Genomic DNA, 17,789 nt, shown 5'->3' on the forward strand with positions numbered 1-17,789 from the left:
CAGAAAAAGGTTATGATCGACTTAACCTTAACCGGCCGTCGACGCTGAAAACACGAGCGGCGCGGATCGTCTCCGCGCCGTCGAGCGTCATTCGAAGGGATCGTGGAGCTGAAGATCAGTACTTGCGCACCAGCGGCGGGGGCGGCGCGTAGTCCACCGCCGCGACGGCGACGGGGGCGCCGAACAGGTAGCGCAGGCCGACCCTGACGTCGTGGGATTCGAGTTCCTTCACGCGGTAGACCGTCTTCGGGCAGTCCGGGGCGCAGGTGACGGTCCCGGTGGTGGCCTCGCCCATGTTCAGGTAGCGGTAGGCGACCTCGAACCTCACGTTCTGCGTCACGTCGTAGCCGAGACCGGCATGAAGCGCCCAGGCGAAGTTCGTCCGCTCGTTGTGGCGGCCGATGCCGTAGCCGCCCTCGTAAGCCCCGAAGCCGCGGTCGGTCGTCCCGCCGAAGCCGTGATGGGCGACGCCGACGCCCGCGCCCAGGAACGGCGTCACGCCGTACCACGTACCGAGATCGACGTAGCCGTTGACGAGTCCGACGATGGAATCGAACTGGCCCTCGGTGACGTTGTACCCGCCGGTGTCGCCCCAGGTCTTGTCCTCGGCGACGAGCTTCCACTTGGAGCGGAAGCGGTATTCGCCCGTCGCGTCGACGCGCAGCCACGGATTGATCTGGTAGCCGACGCCGCCGCCGATGAAGTACTGGTTCGAGACCTTGTCCTGCAGGGCGACGTAGTCGTAGGGCTTGGGTGGGTGCGACACGTCCTCGGCAATGGTCTTGCGCAGATCGAGCGAGCCGTAGCCGCCATCGACACGCAGATACCAGCCGCCCGCGAATTCGGCGACGTCCGGCAGCGGCGCGGGCGGAGGCGGCGGGAGCAGGTCGGCGGCCTGTGCAAGGCCGGGCACCCCGACGCCCGCGAGGAGCGTGAGGGCGCGCGCCATTGCGGAAAGGTGAGAGCGGCGGCGCATTGAGATTTCCTTCACCCGTCGAGCGCGCCGGAACGGCAGGTCGGCCCGAGATGCGAGGGGAAGGATGACCGAGGGAGGTTAAGTCGCGCTTAACGGTAAAAATTAGTCTTGCCGATCTGTCTCATCGACCGGAAAAACTGCAAAAACGCCGCCGCGATCCCGTTCTGATCTCGTCGATGGGAAGCGCGGCCGGGGTCGGAGCCGCCGCGCTTCCGTTCCTGCCCCGCTTATACGGGCGCGAAACCTGCGCTTGTGCTTGGGCTCAGGCCGCCGCGCGGGTCACGGCATCGACCACCTCGTCGACCACTTCGGCCACGAGCGCGCGGTCGTCGCCCTCGGCCATCACGCGGATGACCGGTTCCGTGCCGGAGGGACGGATCACCAGGCGGCCCGACTGGCCCAGGCGGTCCTTCGCCTGCGCGATCGCGGTGACGACCGAATCGGCCCGCAGCGGCTCGCCGGAGCGGAAGCGGACGTTCTTCAGGATCTGCGGCAGCGGCTCGAAGCAGTGGCAGACCTCGCTCACCGGAAGGTCGCGACGCTTGACGACGCTGAGAAGCTGGAGGGCCGCCACGAGGCCGTCGCCGGTGGTGGCGTAATCCGACATGATGATGTGGCCGGATTGCTCGCCGCCGAGATTGTAGCCGTGCTCCCGCATATGCTCCAGCACGTAGCGGTCGCCGACGGCGGTGCGGGCGAGGGTGAGGCCGAGCCCGTTGATGAAGCGCTCCAGGCCGAGATTCGACATGATCGTGGCGACCAGACCTGGCTGGGTCAGGCGCTCGTCCTCCTTCCACGAGCGGGCGACCGCGGCCATGAGCTGGTCGCCGTCGACCTTCTGGCCCTTCTCGTCGACGATCAGCACGCGGTCCGCGTCGCCGTCGAGCGCGATGCCGACATCGGCGCGCAACTCGCGCACCTTCTGCACGAGGGTCTCCGGCGCGGTCGAGCCGACATCCTGGTTGATGTTGAACCCGTCCGGCTCGACGCCGATGGAGATCACTTCGGCGCCGAGTTCCCACAGCGTCTCCGGCGCGACGCGGTAGGCGGCGCCGTTGGCGCAGTCCACGACGACGCGCAGGCCGTCCAGGGTGACGTGGCGGGGCAGCGTGCGCTTGGCGAACTCGATGTAGCGCGCGTGCACGCTCTCGATCCGCTTGGCGCGGCCGAGATCGCGCGAGCCGGCGAGCCGGCGGCGCATGTCGCCGTCGATCAGCCCCTCGATCTCCAGTTCCAGTTCATCGTTGAGCTTGAACCCGTCGGGACCGAACAGCTTGATGCCGTTGTCCTCGAACGGGTTGTGCGAGGCCGAGATCATCACGCCGAGATCGGCGCGCATCGAGCGCGTCAGCATCGCGACGGCCGGCGTCGGCATCGGCCCGAGCAGCAGCACGTCCATGCCGACCGAGGTGAAGCCGGCGACCAGCGCCGTCTCGATCATGTAGCCGGACAAACGCGTATCCTTGCCGACCACCACCCGATGGCGGTGGTCGCCGCGCTGGAACACGACGCCCGCCGCCTGCCCCACCTTGAGGGCGAGTTCGGGCGTGATGACGCCGTTGGCCCGCCCGCGGACGCCGTCGGTTCCGAAATACTTGCGCAACGTCGCTTCTCCGCGCTCCGCGTGGTCCGCGAACGGCCACGATAGCAGATCGAGGCCCGGCCGGCGGCGCGGATCACGGGCGTGGTGAATCGGTTGCTCAGCGACAAAGGCGGTCGAAATGCGGCGGCTCAGCGTCTCCGGCCGTCGCGGCGGCGACGATTCTTACGGATCGCCAGCAGGACGAGAAGGGGTCCGAGGATCGTCCGAGCCAGTTCACATCGGGATGCGGCCTCGTCTGCGCCGGTCACGGGAGCGGTCTTCGGCGGCCGGCCGCCGCTCATGAAAGAAGGGGCGCCTCGCGGCGCCCCTTCTTTTCCGTCGCTTCGCCGGATCGCTTCAGCCCTGCGGCTGCGGGCTCGGCTCCAGGCCGCCGTCGCTGCCGCGCGGCCGGCCGCGGCCGGTCGAGGGCACCGGCGAGCCGCGGGCCGGGGCCGGCGGCACGTCGCCTGAGTCGCGCACCGGCGGCTCGCCCTGGAGCAGCTTGCGGATCTCGTCGCCCGAAAGCGTCTCGTACTCGAGAAGGCCCTGCGCCAGCGACTCGAGGTCGTCCTTGTGCTCGGCGAGGATGCGGCGCGCCTCCTCCAGGCCCGTCTCGACGAGGCGGCGAACCTCCGCGTCGATCTTCTGGGCGGTCGCCTCCGAGACCGTCTGCTGCCGCCCCATCGACATGCCGAGGAAGACCTCGTCGTTGTTGTCGCCGTAGGCCACCGTGCCGAGCTCGGGCGAGAAGCCCCAGCGGGTCACCATCATCTTGGCAAGGCGCGTCGCCTGCTCGATGTCGGATTGCGCCCCGGAGGTGACCTTGTCGGCCCCGAAGATCATCTCCTCGGCGATGCGGCCGCCCATCATGATCGCCAGCCGCGAGGTCATCTGCTCGAACGACATCGACAGCTTGTCGCGCTCGGGGAGCTGCATGACCATGCCGAGGGCCCGGCCCCGGGGGATGATGGTCGCCTTGTGGACCGGATCGGTCGCCGGCACGTTCAGCGCGACGATGGCGTGGCCGCCCTCGTGATAGGCGGTAAGGCGCTTCTCGTCCTCGGTCATGACCAGGGTGCGCCGCTCGGCGCCCATCATCACCTTGTCCTTGGCGTCCTCGAACTCGTGCATCGTGACGATGCGCTTTCCGCGACGCGCGGCGAGGAGTGCGGATTCGTTGACCAAGTTCATGAGGTCCGCGCCGGAGAAGCCGGGGGTGCCGCGGGCGATGGTCTTCAGGTCGACGTCGGGAGCCAGCGGCACCTTGCGGACGTGGACGCGCAGGATGCGCTCGCGGCCGGTGACATCCGGGTTCGGCACCATGATCTGGCGGTCGAAGCGGCCGGGACGCAGCAGGGCGGGGTCGAGCACGTCGGGGCGGTTGGTCGCCGCGATGATGATGACGCCCTCGTTGGCCTCGAAGCCGTCCATCTCCACGAGGAGCTGGTTCAGGGTCTGCTCGCGCTCGTCGTTGCCGCCGCCGAGGCCGGCGCCGCGATGGCGGCCGACCGCGTCGATCTCGTCGATGAAGATGATGCAGGGGGCGTTCTTCTTGGCCTGCTCGAACATGTCGCGCACACGGCTCGCGCCGACGCCGACGAACATCTCGACGAAGTCCGAGCCGGAGATCGTGAAGAACGGCACGTTGGCCTCGCCCGCGACCGCCCGGGCGATCAGGGTCTTGCCGGTGCCGGGCGGCCCGACGAGGAGCACGCCGCGGGGGATGCGCCCGCCGAGCCGCTGGAATTTCTGGGGATCGCGCAGGAACTCGACGATCTCCTGGAGATCCTCCTTCGCCTCCTCGACGCCGGCCACGTCCTCGAAGGAGACGCGGCCGTGGGCCTCGTTCAGGAGTTTGGCCTTCGACTTGCCGAAGCCCATGGCGCGGCCGGCCCCGGACTGCATCTGGCGCGAGAGGAAGATCCAGGCGCCGATGAAGACGAGGATCGGCAGCCAGCTCACGAGAAGCTGGATGAACCAGGGCGTGTTGTCGGAGGGTGGACGCGCGGTGATCTGCACGCCCTTGCCCTGGAGCTTCGAGACGAGGCCCGGATCGTTGGGGATGTAGCTCGAGAAGCTGCCGCCGCCCGCATAGGTGCCGCTGACGTCCTGACCGGAGATCGTGACGGATTGGATCTTGCCGGCATCGGCGTCGTTCAGGAGCTGGCTGTAGGCGATCTCGCTGCCGCCGCCGCGGTGACCCGGATTCTGGAACAGGGTCACGAGGGCGAGCACCAGCAGGAAGATGACGACCCACAGGGCGAAATTGCGGAAATTCGGGTTCATCGATCGGTCCTGGGAGGCGTGCGGGCGTCTTCCCCGCAGTTGTTGCGGCATGCTCCACGCGCTCGGGGCCAATGTAGGCGGCGCCCCTCCCCTTGCCAAGTAAATCGGACGCACCCGCGGCGAGGGAGGGCGCGGAAGCGTCAGCGGCCGTCTTCCCCGCTCCCGGTCGCGATTCCGCGCGGCGGCGCCGGCGCGAGGCGGACGACGCCCTTCGCTCGCGCCTCGACCAGCACGCCGCGCAGGGTCCGGCGCAGCGCCCTCCCCTCGGCGAGAGCCGGCAGCAGCGCTTCGAGGACGAGGCTTTCGAGGCGCTCCAGCCGCCTGGGAGCCGTCGCCTCACCGTCGGGCACGACCCGTTCGAGGGCGGCATCGAGAACGCGCAGGGCGATCGCCGCGGGTTCGCGCAGCAGGCGCAGTCCGTCGAGAGCGAGGCTCTTCTCCGCGGGGCGGGCGATCTCCGACAGCACGGTCTGCGCCCGCTGCGTCAACGCCGCCTCGTCCCGGGCCGCACGGGCGGCGAGGCGGCCGAGGCGCGCGGCGCTCAGGCCCTCCGCCTCCAGCAGGGGCAGGAGCCGGCGCAGCCGCGCGCGGGCGAAGCGCTCGTCCGCGTTGGAGGGATCACGCAGGAACGGCAGCCGGTGCACCTCGCAATAGGTCACGAGGCCGGATTTCGGGAGGCCGAGGAAGGGCCGCGCCAGCCGGATGCCCGGAGCCAGGGGGCGTTCGCGACGCATTCCGGCAAGCCCGGCGGGACCGCTGCCGGCGATGAGCCGCATCAGCACCGTCTCCGCCTGATCGTCCAGAGTATGCGCGGTGAGGACGCGTTCGGCGCCGATCTCGGCCGCGTGCCCGGCCAGCAGGCTGTAGCGGGCGGCGCGGGCCGCGGCCTGGATCCGGCTGCCGCGTCGTGGTGCGTCCCAGGTCAGGACGGTGTGAGCGAGACCGAGTTCGGCGGCCCAACGTCCGACGGCGGCCGCTTCCCCGGCGGAGCCCGGGCGCAGGCCGTGATCGACGGTGGCGACGCGCAGGCGGCCCGCGGCGTCGATCCGGGCCGCCGCGTGCATCAGGGCGGTCGAATCCGGTCCGCCCGAGACGGCGAGCAGAACCTTGGCTTCGGCCTTGTCGAGAAACGGAGCGAGGGCGCGGGCGAGGTGTTCGTCGGGGGAGGCGGGGGCGTCGCTCAAGCGGCGCAGCGGGCGCGCTTCTGCTCCCGCTCGACGCCCTGGCGCACGGTGGCGCCCGCGCTCGGGAACTTGCGCTCCACCTCGGCGAGCGTGGCGCAGGCCTGGGCCTTGGCGCCGAGCGCGTGCAGCGAGGCGCCGAGCTTCAGCATGGCTTCCGGGGCGACGGGCGAGTTCGCGTAGTCGGTCGACACCTTCAGGAACTGCTCGGCGGCCTCGCGGGAGCGATTGCGCTGAAGGTAGCTCTCACCGAGCCAGTAGGTCGCCTTGGGGACGAGGCGGTCGCGGGGATGCGACTGGATGAACTGGCGCAGGCTCATCTCGGCCTGCTCGTACTGCCGCTCGCGGATCAGGGCGTAGGCCGCCTCGAAATCGGCCTGCGCGTCGCCGCTGCCGGTCGCCGCGATGCTGGCGCTTCCGCCCGGTGCTTCGACCGGACCGATCGAACCGGTGCGAGCGGGCGGCGGCGACAGGTCGACCGGGCCGCCGAGACCGGGCGGCGGCAGGTCCATGTCGTCCGAGGCGGCGCCGTCGGCATCCGCCGCCGTCGGCGGGACCGGGCGGCGCGATGGCGACTCGGCCTCGGCGATCGCCCCGGACGGCAGCGGCAGGGAGGGCTGCGTCGTGCCGAGCGGCTTCGGCGCGCCCAGCGCGTTCGGGTTCTGCTCCGGGTCGAAGGCGTCACCGCGCTTGCCCGGTCGTCCGTCGCCGGGATTGGTGCCGTAGGGCGCGGCCGAGGGAGGCGATGCGGCGGGAGCCGGAGCCTTGCGGGCCGGGGCGGCCCCACTCCCCTTCCCTTCCTGGAAGCGGAACTCGACATCCTCCTGGAACTTGCGAAGCTGTTCCTTGAGCTGTCGGTTCTCGTACTGGAGCGTCTCGATCTGCCCCGAGAGCTGCCGCGAGACGTTTTCGAGGCGATTGAGGCGGACCACGAGTTCCGAGGCGTCCTGCGCCCGCGCAGGTCCCGAAATCGCGAGGCCGAGGCCGAGGGTCAGGAGCAGGCGGCGGAGCATGGCGGCTGGCACCGATCAGTCTTCTCGTTCGCGGGCCGGCTTGGTGTCTCTCACGAAACTCCCGCTGCGCCGTCGTGCCCGGAGTGGGCGCGGATGGTGATCGAGAGTTTCGTGAGGCACTCTTACCCGTTAGCAGATGGCCCGGCCGGCCGCAAAACCGGGCCGCCACCCGAATGTCAGGAGCCGGCGCCGCCGTCCAGCACGCTGACGGCGCGGCGGTTCTGCGACCAGCAGGAGATGTCGTTGCACACCGCCACCGGCCGCTCCTTGCCGTAGGACACCGTCCGCATCCGCGAGGCCGGGATGCCGCGGGAGGCGAGATAGTCCTGCACGGTCTGGGCGCGGCGGGCGCCCAGCGAGTAGTTGTACTCGCGGGTGCCGCGCTCGTCGGCATGTCCCTCGATCAGGAAGCTGTAGCGCGCGTAGCGCTGAAGCCAGGCGGCCTGCTTGTCGAGGGTGGCGGTGGCGGTCGGGGTGAGATCGGTGGAATCGGATTCGAAGAACACCCGGTCGCCGACGTTCACCACGAAGTCCTGGGCGCTGCCGGGGCGCGCCACGCCGCCGGCACCGCCCGCGCCGAAGCCGGAGGCATCGGCCAGGTCGCTGTCCTTGCTGCAGGCGCCGAGGCCGAGTGCGGCGCACAGTGCCAGCGTCAGGCAAAGCCCACGGAAACGCGCGGGTGTCGACATCGTCTCTCTCCTCACGGCCGAGCCGTGCCGGTTGTCCGTTCTCCGCCGGTTCCGATCGTGCGATCGTGGGCCGGCTCCGCCTTCCCCGTTTCGACGCATCCGCGATCATCGGCCGGGGCACTCTCATCCCGAACGATAGCCGCGGACGGTTAAGCGTCCCTCACGCAAGCGTCCGCTTCGTCGTCCGCCCGCGGGACGGACCGCCCCGAATGTCCGGAGCCTCCTCCCGAGCCCGACCGCAGCGCGCCCCAGGGTTCTGCCGAAGATTGCGGCGCGGCGGCGGCACCGTCGAGATTCGCGCCGCATCGGCGCTCGATGTTGCAATGCAGCAACAGGTGCGGCGTCAGGCGGCGCGCAGGGTCGCGATCGCGTCCCGGGCGCAGCGGGCGGCCTGGATCGCCGAGCCGAGGGCCGCCTTGATCTCGGCCCCGCTCAGGCAGGCCTGTTCCAGGGCGGCGCAGGCGCCCGAAAGATCGTGGAAGGACAGCGCGCCGCTCGACGAAACGAGCGCATGCGCGTCGCGGGCGAGGTGCGCCGGTTCGGCTGCGGGCGCCTCGATCCGGGTCGCGATCTCTCGATCGAGAGCGCCGAGCAGTTCCATGAGACGTGGCTTCCCGAAGAGAGCTTCGAGTTCGGCCAAAATCTCGGGATCGAAGGCGGCTGGCCGGGCAAAGCCGGATACGTGCGTGTCGGCCCGGTTCATTCCATCGCCCAGCTTTGCAGGAGACTGCTTTGGGCCTTGCGGGTTAACGAAGCATTAACCGTTCGACCGCGTGATGGGCATGCCGCAAACTGGACGAGGGCCATGCTCGCCGCGCCGACCGTCCTCATCGTCGAGGACAACTATCTGTTGCTGGAGATGCTCACGCGGCTGTGCGAGCAGGAAGGCATGCGGGTGCGCGCCGCGTCGAGCGGAGAGGCCGCGCTGACGATGCTCCGGTCCGGCGGCGAGACCATCGATTGGCTGTTCACCGACATCAACCTTCCCGGCCTGATCGACGGCTGGACCGTGGCCGCCGCCTACCGCGAGCGTCGGCCTCACGGACCGGTCATCTACGCCTCGACCGCAGTGCAGGTCGGGCGACGCACGGTCCCCGGCAGCATCTATGTCCGCAAGCCGTTCCGGGCGCGGGAAATCCTGGCGCTGGCGAGCATGATGGCCCTCTCGAACGAGGCCGAGAACGAACCTTGCGTGGCCGGTTGACGGCCCCCCGCGCGGGATTGCCCCGGGATGGCCCTATGCCGCGTCGAAGAGTGCGCGGATGCCGGGGTTCGCCTCCCATGCATCGATACGGGCGCAGGTCAGGTCCTCCGCCCGGTGCCGGGCGTAGAGGGCGAAGCTCTCCGCGATGAAGTCGGGAAGGTCGAACAGGCGCGGCGGATCGCGGCGCCCATCGCCCTTGAACAGGGTCGAGGCTGCCACGCCGTAGCGCTCGGCGACCGGCGGCAGGACAGGCCAGACGGGTTCGGCGGCCAGCGCGTCGGGGGCGTAGGCCTCGACGGGGATGTCGAGCGGCCGGCAGCCGGCTTCATGGGCGAGCCGCCGGGCGATGTCGCCGAGCACGGGCAGCCGCGGGTGGTTGATGACGTGCATGAAGACGCCCGAGCGGGTCCAGAGGGCGAATTCCCGGCTCAGGTCGAACCCGACGTCGCGGGCGATCCGCAACAGGTACTCCGCACTCGCGTCCCACAGGGCGAAGTACCCGAGCCGCTCGAACACGGCACCTGTATAGAGCCGCAGGGTCGCCTCGACGCTCAGGCCCCGGCGGAAGGCCTGGAGGGCGATGGCCGAATGGTAGGGGCCGACCGGCGAGGCGACGAGCCGCGAGAGCCGCAGGCTCGCCTCGTCGCCGACATGGACCAGATCGGGATGGAAGCCGGAGAACAGGATCGTCGGGTAGAGCCGCAGGCGCGGCACCCGCCCGGCCAGCGCGTGGACGTTGCCGCCGGCGATGAAGCCCTCGGGGAAGAAGTGCGAAAAGACGTGGTCGGCCCGGTCGAGATGGTTCGCGAGCCGGTCGATATGCCCGAAACGCCGACCGAGCCCACCCAGGAGGATCGTCTCGACCGCGGCGCCCGGCAGCAGCAGCCGCAGCGCCTGCGCGACGCCGGTCGCCTGGCAATTGCCGATCACGGCGATGCGCGGGCTCCCGGCGGCCTGCCGCCACGGTCTCGCCCAGGATCGCGGGGAGAACGCGCGGGAGGACAGCGCCTGGACGGCCGGTGCGACCGGCCCGAAAAGGTGGGCAAGGGAGGCCAAGCGGCGCGCGGCCTCTCGTGGGCGGGCGTGCAGGATCGGATCAGGCGATGAACCCTTACCGCGATCTACCGGCCGAGCGATTCTGGCGCAAGGCGGTGGCCGGCGTCGCCCCTTTCGCCCTCGATCCGGGCCCGCGCGGAACCTTCTCGATCGCCCGCACCGACCGGGTCGCGACGGCCGGTTCCTGCTTCGCGCAGCGGGTCTCGCAGGCGCTGGCGCGCGGCGGTTTCCGCTACCACGTCACCGAGGCGGCGCCGGAGGGCATGACCGAGGCCGAGGCGGCTTCGCGCCAGTACGGCACCTTCTCGGCCCGCTACGGCAATCTCTACGGCCCGCGCCAGTTCGTGCAACTGTTCGACCGTGCCTTCGGCGCCTTCGATCCGCAATTGAAGGCGTGGCGGCGCGAGGACGGGCGCTTCGTCGATCCGTTCCGACCGACCGTCGAACCGGACGGTTTCGCCGACGAGGCGGCGGTGATCGAGGCCCGCGCCGGCCACCTCGCCCGCGTGCGCGACCTGTTCGAGAGCCTCGACGTGCTGGTCGTGACGCTCGGCCTGACCGAGGGCTGGCGCTGCCGGGCGGACGGGGCGGCGCTCTCCCTCGCGCCGGGTGTCGCCGGCGGCCGGTTCGATCCGGACGAGGTCGCCTTCGTCAACGCGGGCACGGCGGAGGTGATCGCCGATGTCGGCGGTTTCCTCGACCGGCTGTGGAGCGTCAACGCCGGCGCGCGGGTGATCCTCACCGTCTCGCCGGTGCCGCTGATCGCGACCTATCGCGACCAGCACGTGCTCGTCGCGAACGCGCATTCGAAGGCGGTGCTGCGGGCCGCCGCCGGGGAGTTGTGCGCGCGCGGCGACCCGCGCCTCGTCTACTTTCCCTCCTACGAGATCATCACGAGCCACACCAATGGCGGGCGCTACTACGAGGAGGATCAGCGCAGCATCGCCGAGGCCGGCGTCGCCCACGTGATGCGCGCGTTCATGACGACCTTCTCGCCCGCCTCCGACGACGGGGGGCGGGTCGACCGTCCGGCCCATGCCGGCGAGGTGGAGTTCGCCGGCACCGCGGGCGTGGTCTGCGACGAGGAGACGATCGAGCGCAGCCTCGCCTGAGGCGGCGCTATTTCAGGTGGGCGAAGTAGACATCGCCCGCCGCCCGCTTCAACTCGGCCCCGGCATCGCGGCCGAGGGCATCGGCGTCGGCGGCCGCGCCCTCGCGTTGGACGGCCCAGTGGCGGCTGCCGTCCGGCAGGAACAGGAGCCCGTCGAGGCTGATGCGATCGCCCTTGACCTGCGCCAGGGCGGCGATCGGCGTGCGGCACGATCCGTCGAGTTCGGCGAGAAGGCCGCGCTCCGCGTTCAGCGCCGTCGTGGTGACCGCGCAGGCGACCGGGGCCAGCAGCGCCCGGATCGCATCGTCGCCCGCCCTGCACTCGACGCCGAGGGCGCCTTGCGCGACGGCCGGAAGCATCTCCTCCACCGAGAGCACGCTGCGGGCGACATCTTCCATGCCGAGCCGTTGCAGCCCGGCGAGCGCGAGCAGCGTGGCGTCGCATTCCCCCGCCTCCAGCTTGCGCATGCGGGTGTTGGCGTTGCCGCGCAAGGGGACGATCCGGAGATCCGGGCGGTGCATCAGCACCTGTGCGCCCCGCCGCAGGGACGAGGTGCCGACCCGTGCCCCGCTCGGGAGATCGGCCAGACCGTTCGCGGACCCTGCGCCGAGGAAGGCGTCGCGCGGGTCGTCCCGCTCCAGGATGCAGCCGATGACGAGGCCGTCGGGCAGCCAGGTCTCCACGTCCTTCATGGAGTGGACGGCGACGTCGATGGTGTCGGCGAACAGCGCCTGCTCCAACTCCTTGGTGAACAGGCCCTTGCCGCCGATCTCCGAGAGCGGCCGGTCGAGCACCCGGTCGGCCACAGTGGAGACGACGACGATCTCCGTCTCCAGCCCCGGATTGGCGGCGACGATCCGGTCGCGGACCATGCCGGTCTGGGCCAGCGCCATCGGGCTGCCGCGGGTGCCGATTCTCAGGGGTCGCGCGAGGGTCATGCCCCGCGCTGTAGCCGAGACCGCGGCGCCCGTCACGCCGGCCCGGCCCTGGACCGCGTGCGGACGCGTGGCCGGCCGCGATGCTTTGTCGGAAAACTTCGGGAAAGGGGCTGGACAGCCTGCCCGGCCATTGCTAATCCGCCGCCACCGCACGGGACTGGTGGCCCGGCGGTCCGGCCTCTCCAAAAGAGGCTTCGGGCGCATAGCTCAGTTGGTAGAGCAGCTGACTCTTAATCAGCGGGTCCTAGGTTCGAACCCTAGTGCGCCCACCAATCTTTACAATCACTTAGCCGATACCTGCAGCGCCGTTTCGACACGGCGTCAGCGGCTCATTTCGACAAACCCTCTCGCTTCGTTCTCGCATCCAACCGCTTGCGGGCGCCCTCGCGCCGCTGCGCGGCCGTGGTCTGGGCGTAGCGGAGCAGTGCGGCCGTGGTCAGGTGACCGCTGAGCGCGCGGAGTTGCGCGTCGGTCAGGCCGGCCTCGGCGCCCTCGACATTGCCGCCGTGGCGCAGGCCCATGAACTTCACCTCGGCATCGATCCCGGCCGCCTCGCGGATCTCCGCGACCTGATGGCGGAAGTAGTCGGGCTGCCAGGGCAGATGCACCTTCCTGCGGCGGTCGAGCTGTTCGCGCGTGACGATCAGCGTCCCGAGGCGCACCTGCGCATCGAGGCGCGCTGTCATCTCCGGCCACAGCGACGTGCCGTCCGTGTCGAACAGCGGCACCTCGACCAACTCGCCGGTCTTGTGGTGGAAGACGCGCACGATGCCGGGCGCATCCGCCGGCCGGTAGTGCGTCCAGGCGAGCCGGGTCAGGATGTCCTCCTGACGCTGCAGCCAGAAGAACGCGATCATCGCGGCCGTGCCGATCGACCCCTCTCCGGCCTTGTCGGCGGCGGCGTGCGTCACCGGCCGCGTCGCCTTCGCCTTTAGGCGAGGCCCATCTTGGCGAACGGGTTGCCGAGCGGGATCTCGCGCGGCCGATCCCGGCGCGCCACGTTCCAGGCCCGCTTGCAGACCGTCATCGCCAGGATGGCGGTGCGCACCCGCAGCGTACCGTCGGCCTTGGTCTTGAGCCGGTCGTAGAGCCGGTCGGCGACGCCGGGCTGGATGCTGGCGAGCGCGAGCGATCCGAAGCGCCGGCCGTCCTTCATCTTGTAGTCGGCGACGAGCGCCAGCGCCGAATCGTAGCTCTTGCGCGTGCGCGGCGGCCGATCCGTGAACTTCGGCGACGACCGGTAGATGCCGGTGAGCCAATCGAACGTGCCGACCTTCGCCGCCGCCTCGACGACCGGCGCGGTCGAGCGCGTGCGCCACGCGTCGAACTGCGGGTTCAGGATCTCATCGCAGCGGCGCTTCGCCTCGCCGTAGGCGGTCCCGAGCTTTTCGAACGTGAGAGGGCAGCCGCCCTTGGCCGCCCAGGTCGGCGGGCCCCAATAGTAGGCGGTGGCACCCGTCGAGAGGCGGCGGGCGACCATCAGCTTCGGCCAGCCGACGGGCTTCGTGCGCGGCATCAGATCAGCTCCGCCACGTCCTCGGCGACGACCGCCGTTTCGAAGGCGAGTCCGTGCCGGCGGGCAATGTCCGAATCGAGCTTGGCCCGATGCCACTTCGGCAAGCATCCTTGCTGCCGGCGCGGCCGGCAATAGATCCCGCGTTCGACCTTCGACAGGAACGCCTCGACGCTCGGCTCGTCGCAGTAGGCGGCGGCGGTCTCAACGCGCATTTCGAGCGGCCAGGACCCGGGCGGGTAAGACACGGCGCGCACCGTCATTCCATCACCACGAAGCAGCCGACGGCCTCGCACCGGGCGTGGATGTGGCCGTTGATGGCGTCCTTCGCCCACCGGACCCGGCCGGCACACGTCGGGCACGTGTCCTCGCCCTCTGCGGCCGGGCTCAATGCGATCCGGGCCACCATGGCGGGCACCGCGTCGGCCGGCCGGGTCTCGGCCTTCAGACCCTCGGCGAAGCCGCGCAGCGCCTCGATGGCGGCGCGCTGGCGCAAGTCACCCGCGCCGTCGTCTCGGATCTCGATCGCCATGGCGGCGAGCAACGCCACTCGGCGGCCTGTCGGATGCCGGCACGGAAGATCGCAAGATCGCGCTCGGTCATGCTGAACCGTCCCGGCGCTGCGCAGCGCGCGCCTGATGGCAGCGAGCGACCACCGTCTCCAACCAAGACGCCTGGGCGTTGGTCGGGGTGCGGGCGCCCGAGGCGATGTCCCTGACGATCTTAAGCTCGAAGTCGCGCAGGAAGCGACCGCCATGCTTTCTCGGGATCGTGCGGTTGAGTTCCAGGCAGTGCCGGCCCACGTCCCACCAGGAGCCAAGCGCTCCTCGGTGTAGATCGGCAAGCCGAAGCTACGGGTGAGAGCGTCGGCGGGCTCGTGGATGCTCACCGGCGGACGGGCGCGTCGGAAGGCGTCGGCATAGTTATAGCTGGGCGTCGCGTAGGGGACGTCGCGGTAGACAACGCGGGGCGCTTCGGTCGTCTGCGGGCCAATGCGACCGGCCAGGGCGTGAAGGTCCAGGCCAGCGCTTTTCAGGGTCCGGCCGATCGCACGCGCGGCGCCCAGCGCCTCGCCGTCCTTGTCGCTGCCAAGGAGCGGGATCAGCTTCGTCAATTTGTCGGAGACGTCGGGCGGGATCATTCCGCGAAATCCCCGTCGTCGAACGGGTCGAGCCCGATCGCGTGAAAGCGATGGACGAGGACGAAGAGAAGCCCGGCCGGCTCCTCCCGGCGATAGCGGTCTCGGGCCCATACGAGGACGCGGGCGGGATACCACTCCGACCGATCAGCCGCGTAACCGGCTCGAGCCGCCGCCTCTACGAGATGCAGGACCGATGGCACGCTCAGCAGGCGGTCGAGCTTTTCGCAGGCCCAGAAGCGGCCGAGCGTATCCGTGTAGGGAGAGGATCGGGTCATGCCGCTCCCCCAACTGCTTCCTCGAACGCAGTGGAGTCCAGCTCTGCGGCCCTGGCCCACACCTCGGTGAAAACCTCGGGCGTCAGCAGTTCCTTGGCCGCTTTGACGAAAGCGCCGCGCTTGCGGTCCGTGTGCTCTGCGGCGCGTATCTGCGCTGCCCTGATGCGGACCCGGTCCGCCTCGGCTTCGTCCCGATTTTCAGCCCGGCGCAGTTCGCCGATGCGCCGTTGCAGGGCCGGCCGCTGACGGCGCTTCACCTTCAACGCGATCTCCGCCCGTTTGCGCCAGTCGGGGCCGTTGCGACCGTCGTCGAAGGCAAGTTGATCCTCGATGCCGAGGATCGCTCCGTCCAGATCGTCGAGGATGGCCTGCCCCTCGGCGGCGGTGGCGATGCCCTCTCAGAGCTATGCCTTTTAAGGTTCGTTTATATTAACTATATCCTTGCAATGAGCGAAGCATTGCAAGGATCCGATCCAGTCTGGTCTGCCGTCATTGAACGGTTCGAGAACTATGCGCCGACGAGCCTGATGGCCCGCACGGCCTTGGAACACGCGCTGCCGGCCGGCTGGATCGACGAGGTGTTCGAGCAGCATCGCCAGCGGCAATACACGCGGGAGTTGCTGTTCTCCACTGTCGTCAGGCTGACGATGCTCGTCGCTCTCGGCCTGCGCTCGTCGTTGCACGCCGCTGCGCGCGAAGCCGAAGACCTGACCGTCTCGCTGCCCGCCCTCTACGACAAGGTCAACCGCACCGAGCCCGACCTGCTGCGCGCCCTCGTGCGCGGCAGCGCGACCCGACTGGCCCCGGTGATGACCGCGGCGGGCACCGGCCATCCGAGCCTGCCGGGCTACGCACTGCGCGTGCTGGACGGCAACCATCTGCCCGGCAGCGACAAGCGCCTGAAGCCTCTGCGCGCGCATCGCGGCGCCGCCCTGCCGGGGCAGACCCTGGTCGTCTACGATCCCGATACCGGCCTGGCCGTCGATCTGGTGGCGGCCGAAGATGCTTATGCCGACGAACGGGCGCTGGCCCGGGCCCTCCTGGACGCTGCCGCGCCCGGTCAGGTCTGGGTCGCCGATCGGCACTTCTGTGTCCGGACCTGGCTGCAGGGTCTGGTTGAGGCAGGCAGCCACTTCGTGGTGCGTCGGCACGGCAACCATCCCCGCCTGGGCGCGCAGGGGGATTGGCAGGCGTGCGGCTCCTGCGAGACCGGCACACTGTGTGAGCAGAGCATTACGCTGGAGGGGAGCGGCGATGCGTGGCGGCGCATCGCGCTGAGCTTGACGGCGCCAACGACGGAGGGAGACCGGACGATCTGGCTGTGGAGCAACCTGCCGGCGAGCGTCAGTGCGGCGCAGATCGCGCAGGTGTATCGGCGACGCTGGCGGATCGAGGGTCTGTTCCTGCAGATGGAACGGGTGCTGCACAGCGAGGCCGGTCGCCTGGGTCGTCCGCGGGCGGCCCTGCTGGGGTTTGCCGCTGCCGTTCTGGCCCACAACGTGCTGAGCCTGCTGAGCGCGTGCATCGAGCAGGTGCACGGGCCCGAGCCGCGGGTCTCGGTGTTCCACCTGAGCCGTCAGATCGGTGCCGGCTACGAGGGGCTGATGGTGGCGCTCGGACACGGCTCTGTGTTGACGGGCCAGGAGGATGCGGCGAGCGTCGCGGCCCGCTTGCTCGCCTTGGCGGAGCGGGTCGACCCAGGGCGGATTGCAACCAGCCCGCGTGGTCCCAAGCGCAAGGTCGACAAGCCCTATGTAGCGGCGGCTACGGCCCGAAAACACGTCGCCACCGCCAGGGTCCTCGAAAAGGCCAAGCTAATGGCTAAGAAAACACCTTAAAAGGCATGGCTCTCAGAGCCCGTCCGAGATCATATTGTTTTCTGGCAGAGCTTTCGCGTCATGAGGCGGATGGAGGCGAGCAGCAGGAAGGCGCGCGCCGTTCTGCTCCGGCATTCCCAGTCCTTAGCCAGACGCCAGCAGCGGTTGAGCCAGGCAAAGGTCCGCTCGACGATCCAGCGCTTGGGCAGCACGACGAAGCCCTGGGCCTGATCGGACCGCTTGACGATCGTGAGCTTGAGCCGGCGGCAGGCCCGGCGCAGACCAGCCTTGAACGCTGGTCCCTGGTAGCCGCCGTCGGCATACAGCCGCAGCAGGAACGGGTAGAGGCCAAACAAGCTCGCCATCACCCACACGCCGCCGGTGCGGTCTTGCACGCTGGCCGGATGCACCAGGGCGTGCATCACGAAGCCCTGCGTGTCGACGAGGATGTGCCTTTTCTTGCCCCGGATCTTCTTGCCTGCGTCGTAGCCCGACGGGTCGATCGCCCGCCCCCTTTTTCCGCGCCCTTCACGCTCTGGCTGTCGAGGATGGCCGCGCTCGGGCTGGCCGCCCGGCCCGCCCGCTCGCGGCAGGCCACGAACAGCGCGTGGTGGATGCGCGCCAGCGTGCCGTCGTAGTCCCACAGATCAAGATAGCCGTGCACGGTCGAGCGCGGCGGCAGGTCCGTCGGGATCGCGCGCCATTGGCAGCCGGTGCTGAGCACGTACATCAGCCCGTCCACCACCGCGCGGATGTCCACGCTGCGCTTGCCGCCGCCCGGCTTGGCCGGCGGAATCAGCGGCTCGATCAGCGCCCACTCCTCATCGGTCAGATCACTCGGATAGCGCAGGGCACTGCGGTCGTAGCGGGCCCGGTTCTCCTGTGTCCACATCGCAAGCTCCCAGACCGAGGCTGCCTTCCACCACAACCCACTCCAGCGTATCAATATGTCGTCGGACAGACTCTAACATTACAGTTGCGTTTTAAAGCATTTTTGCTTGCTGTTC

The 17,789-nt window shown here is 69.8% G+C and carries 19 protein-coding genes and 1 tRNA gene; 4 read left to right on the forward strand and 16 right to left on the reverse strand.

The features are described from left to right. Positions 1-115: 115 nt before the first annotated feature. The 7 genes from PGN25_05160 to PGN25_05190 all read right to left on the reverse strand — a co-directional run bounded on the left by PGN25_05160 (position 116) and on the right by PGN25_05190 (position 8,328). A complete protein-coding gene (locus PGN25_05160; GenBank protein MEH3117003.1) occupies positions 116-976 on the reverse strand; it encodes an outer membrane beta-barrel protein in 861 nt (286 codons plus the stop codon). A gap of 262 nt (positions 977-1,238) precedes the next feature. Further along, positions 1,239-2,579 (reverse strand): phosphoglucosamine mutase, encoded by a 1,341-nt coding sequence (glmM, locus tag PGN25_05165; protein ID MEH3117004.1) that lies wholly within the window; start codon positions 2,577-2,579, stop codon positions 1,239-1,241. 336 nt (positions 2,580-2,915) lie between these two features. Further along, the gene (gene ftsH / locus PGN25_05170; GenBank protein ID MEH3117005.1) at positions 2,916-4,844 is read right to left on the reverse strand and encodes an ATP-dependent zinc metalloprotease FtsH; all 1,929 of its coding nucleotides are present in this window, start codon (positions 4,842-4,844) and stop codon (positions 2,916-2,918) included. A gap of 140 nt (positions 4,845-4,984) precedes the next feature. After that, on the reverse strand, positions 4,985-6,028 hold the full coding sequence (tilS, locus tag PGN25_05175; protein MEH3117006.1) for a tRNA lysidine(34) synthetase TilS: 1,044 nt from the start codon (positions 6,026-6,028) through the stop codon (positions 4,985-4,987). Beyond that, positions 6,025-7,038 (reverse strand): tol-pal system protein YbgF, encoded by a 1,014-nt coding sequence (gene ybgF, locus PGN25_05180; protein ID MEH3117007.1) that lies wholly within the window; start codon positions 7,036-7,038, stop codon positions 6,025-6,027. The genes tilS and ybgF overlap by 4 nt, the downstream gene beginning before the upstream one ends. A gap of 176 nt (positions 7,039-7,214) precedes the next feature. Then, positions 7,215-7,727 carry a peptidoglycan-associated lipoprotein Pal gene (gene pal, locus PGN25_05185; protein MEH3117008.1) on the reverse strand — a complete coding sequence of 171 codons (513 nt, stop codon included), beginning with the start codon at positions 7,725-7,727 and terminating at the stop codon, positions 7,215-7,217. Positions 7,728-8,070: 343 nt separating this feature from the next. Further along, positions 8,071-8,328, reverse strand: coding sequence for an Hpt domain-containing protein (locus PGN25_05190; protein MEH3117009.1), 258 nt, complete (start codon positions 8,326-8,328; stop codon positions 8,071-8,073). A gap of 204 nt (positions 8,329-8,532) precedes the next feature. Between PGN25_05190 and PGN25_05195 the strand changes: the two genes are divergently transcribed. Further along, complete coding sequence (locus PGN25_05195) at positions 8,533-8,931, forward strand: response regulator (GenBank protein ID MEH3117010.1); 399 nt, start codon at positions 8,533-8,535, stop codon at positions 8,929-8,931. 33 nt (positions 8,932-8,964) lie between these two features. Here the strand turns inward: PGN25_05195 and PGN25_05200 are convergent, their stop codons facing one another. Further along, positions 8,965-9,987, reverse strand: a complete 1,023-nt coding sequence (locus PGN25_05200) for a WcbI family polysaccharide biosynthesis putative acetyltransferase (protein MEH3117011.1) — start codon at positions 9,985-9,987, stop codon at positions 8,965-8,967. A 47-nt stretch (positions 9,988-10,034) separates the two neighbouring features. On the opposite strand from PGN25_05200, the gene PGN25_05205 reads away from it, so the two are divergent. After that, positions 10,035-11,099 (forward strand): GSCFA domain-containing protein, encoded by a 1,065-nt coding sequence (locus tag PGN25_05205; GenBank protein MEH3117012.1) that lies wholly within the window; start codon positions 10,035-10,037, stop codon positions 11,097-11,099. Between the two features lie 7 nt (positions 11,100-11,106). On the opposite strand, the gene hemC is transcribed toward PGN25_05205, so the two are convergent. After that, positions 11,107-12,036 carry a hydroxymethylbilane synthase gene (gene hemC / locus PGN25_05210; GenBank protein MEH3117013.1) on the reverse strand — a complete coding sequence of 310 codons (930 nt, stop codon included), beginning with the start codon at positions 12,034-12,036 and terminating at the stop codon, positions 11,107-11,109. A gap of 196 nt (positions 12,037-12,232) precedes the next feature. On the opposite strand from hemC, the gene PGN25_05215 reads away from it, so the two are divergent. Then, positions 12,233-12,308: transfer RNA gene (locus tag PGN25_05215), tRNA-Lys, on the forward strand. A gap of 57 nt (positions 12,309-12,365) precedes the next feature. On the opposite strand, the gene PGN25_05220 is transcribed toward PGN25_05215, so the two are convergent. The 6 genes from PGN25_05220 to PGN25_05245 are packed head-to-tail and all read right to left on the reverse strand — an operon-like array spanning position 12,366 to position 15,228. Further along, positions 12,366-12,947 carry a hypothetical protein gene (locus PGN25_05220; protein ID MEH3117014.1) on the reverse strand — a complete coding sequence of 194 codons (582 nt, stop codon included), beginning with the start codon at positions 12,945-12,947 and terminating at the stop codon, positions 12,366-12,368. Between the two features lie 20 nt (positions 12,948-12,967). Further along, complete coding sequence (locus tag PGN25_05225) at positions 12,968-13,552, reverse strand: hypothetical protein (protein ID MEH3117015.1); 585 nt, start codon at positions 13,550-13,552, stop codon at positions 12,968-12,970. After that, positions 13,552-13,812 carry a hypothetical protein gene (locus PGN25_05230; protein ID MEH3117016.1) on the reverse strand — a complete coding sequence of 87 codons (261 nt, stop codon included), beginning with the start codon at positions 13,810-13,812 and terminating at the stop codon, positions 13,552-13,554. The genes PGN25_05225 and PGN25_05230 overlap by 1 nt, the downstream gene beginning before the upstream one ends. Next, positions 13,809-14,690 (reverse strand): hypothetical protein, encoded by an 882-nt coding sequence (locus tag PGN25_05235; protein MEH3117017.1) that lies wholly within the window; start codon positions 14,688-14,690, stop codon positions 13,809-13,811. The genes PGN25_05230 and PGN25_05235 overlap by 4 nt, the downstream gene beginning before the upstream one ends. Then, positions 14,687-14,965 carry a hypothetical protein gene (locus PGN25_05240; GenBank protein ID MEH3117018.1) on the reverse strand — a complete coding sequence of 93 codons (279 nt, stop codon included), beginning with the start codon at positions 14,963-14,965 and terminating at the stop codon, positions 14,687-14,689. Before PGN25_05240 ends, PGN25_05235 begins: the two co-directional genes overlap by 4 nt. After that, positions 14,962-15,228, reverse strand: a complete 267-nt coding sequence (locus tag PGN25_05245; GenBank protein MEH3117019.1) for a hypothetical protein — start codon at positions 15,226-15,228, stop codon at positions 14,962-14,964. Before PGN25_05245 ends, PGN25_05240 begins: the two co-directional genes overlap by 4 nt. Before the next feature lie 264 nt (positions 15,229-15,492). Between PGN25_05245 and PGN25_05250 the strand changes: the two genes are divergently transcribed. Continuing rightward, positions 15,493-16,803, forward strand: a complete 1,311-nt coding sequence (locus PGN25_05250; protein MEH3117020.1) for an IS4 family transposase — start codon at positions 15,493-15,495, stop codon at positions 16,801-16,803. A gap of 29 nt (positions 16,804-16,832) precedes the next feature. On the opposite strand, the gene PGN25_05255 is transcribed toward PGN25_05250, so the two are convergent. Further along, positions 16,833-17,674, reverse strand: a protein-coding gene (locus PGN25_05255) for an IS5 family transposase (protein ID MEH3117021.1) whose coding sequence is annotated in 2 segments (ribosomal slippage) — positions 16,833-17,284 and positions 17,284-17,674 — 843 coding nt in all. Because the reading frame shifts where the segments join, the coding sequence is not laid out codon by codon here. Between the last annotated feature and the right edge of the window lie 115 nt (positions 17,675-17,789).

The sequence above is a fragment of the Methylorubrum populi genome (assembly GCA_036946625.1).
Classification (GTDB): Bacteria; Pseudomonadota; Alphaproteobacteria; order Rhizobiales; family Beijerinckiaceae; genus Methylobacterium; species Methylobacterium populi_C.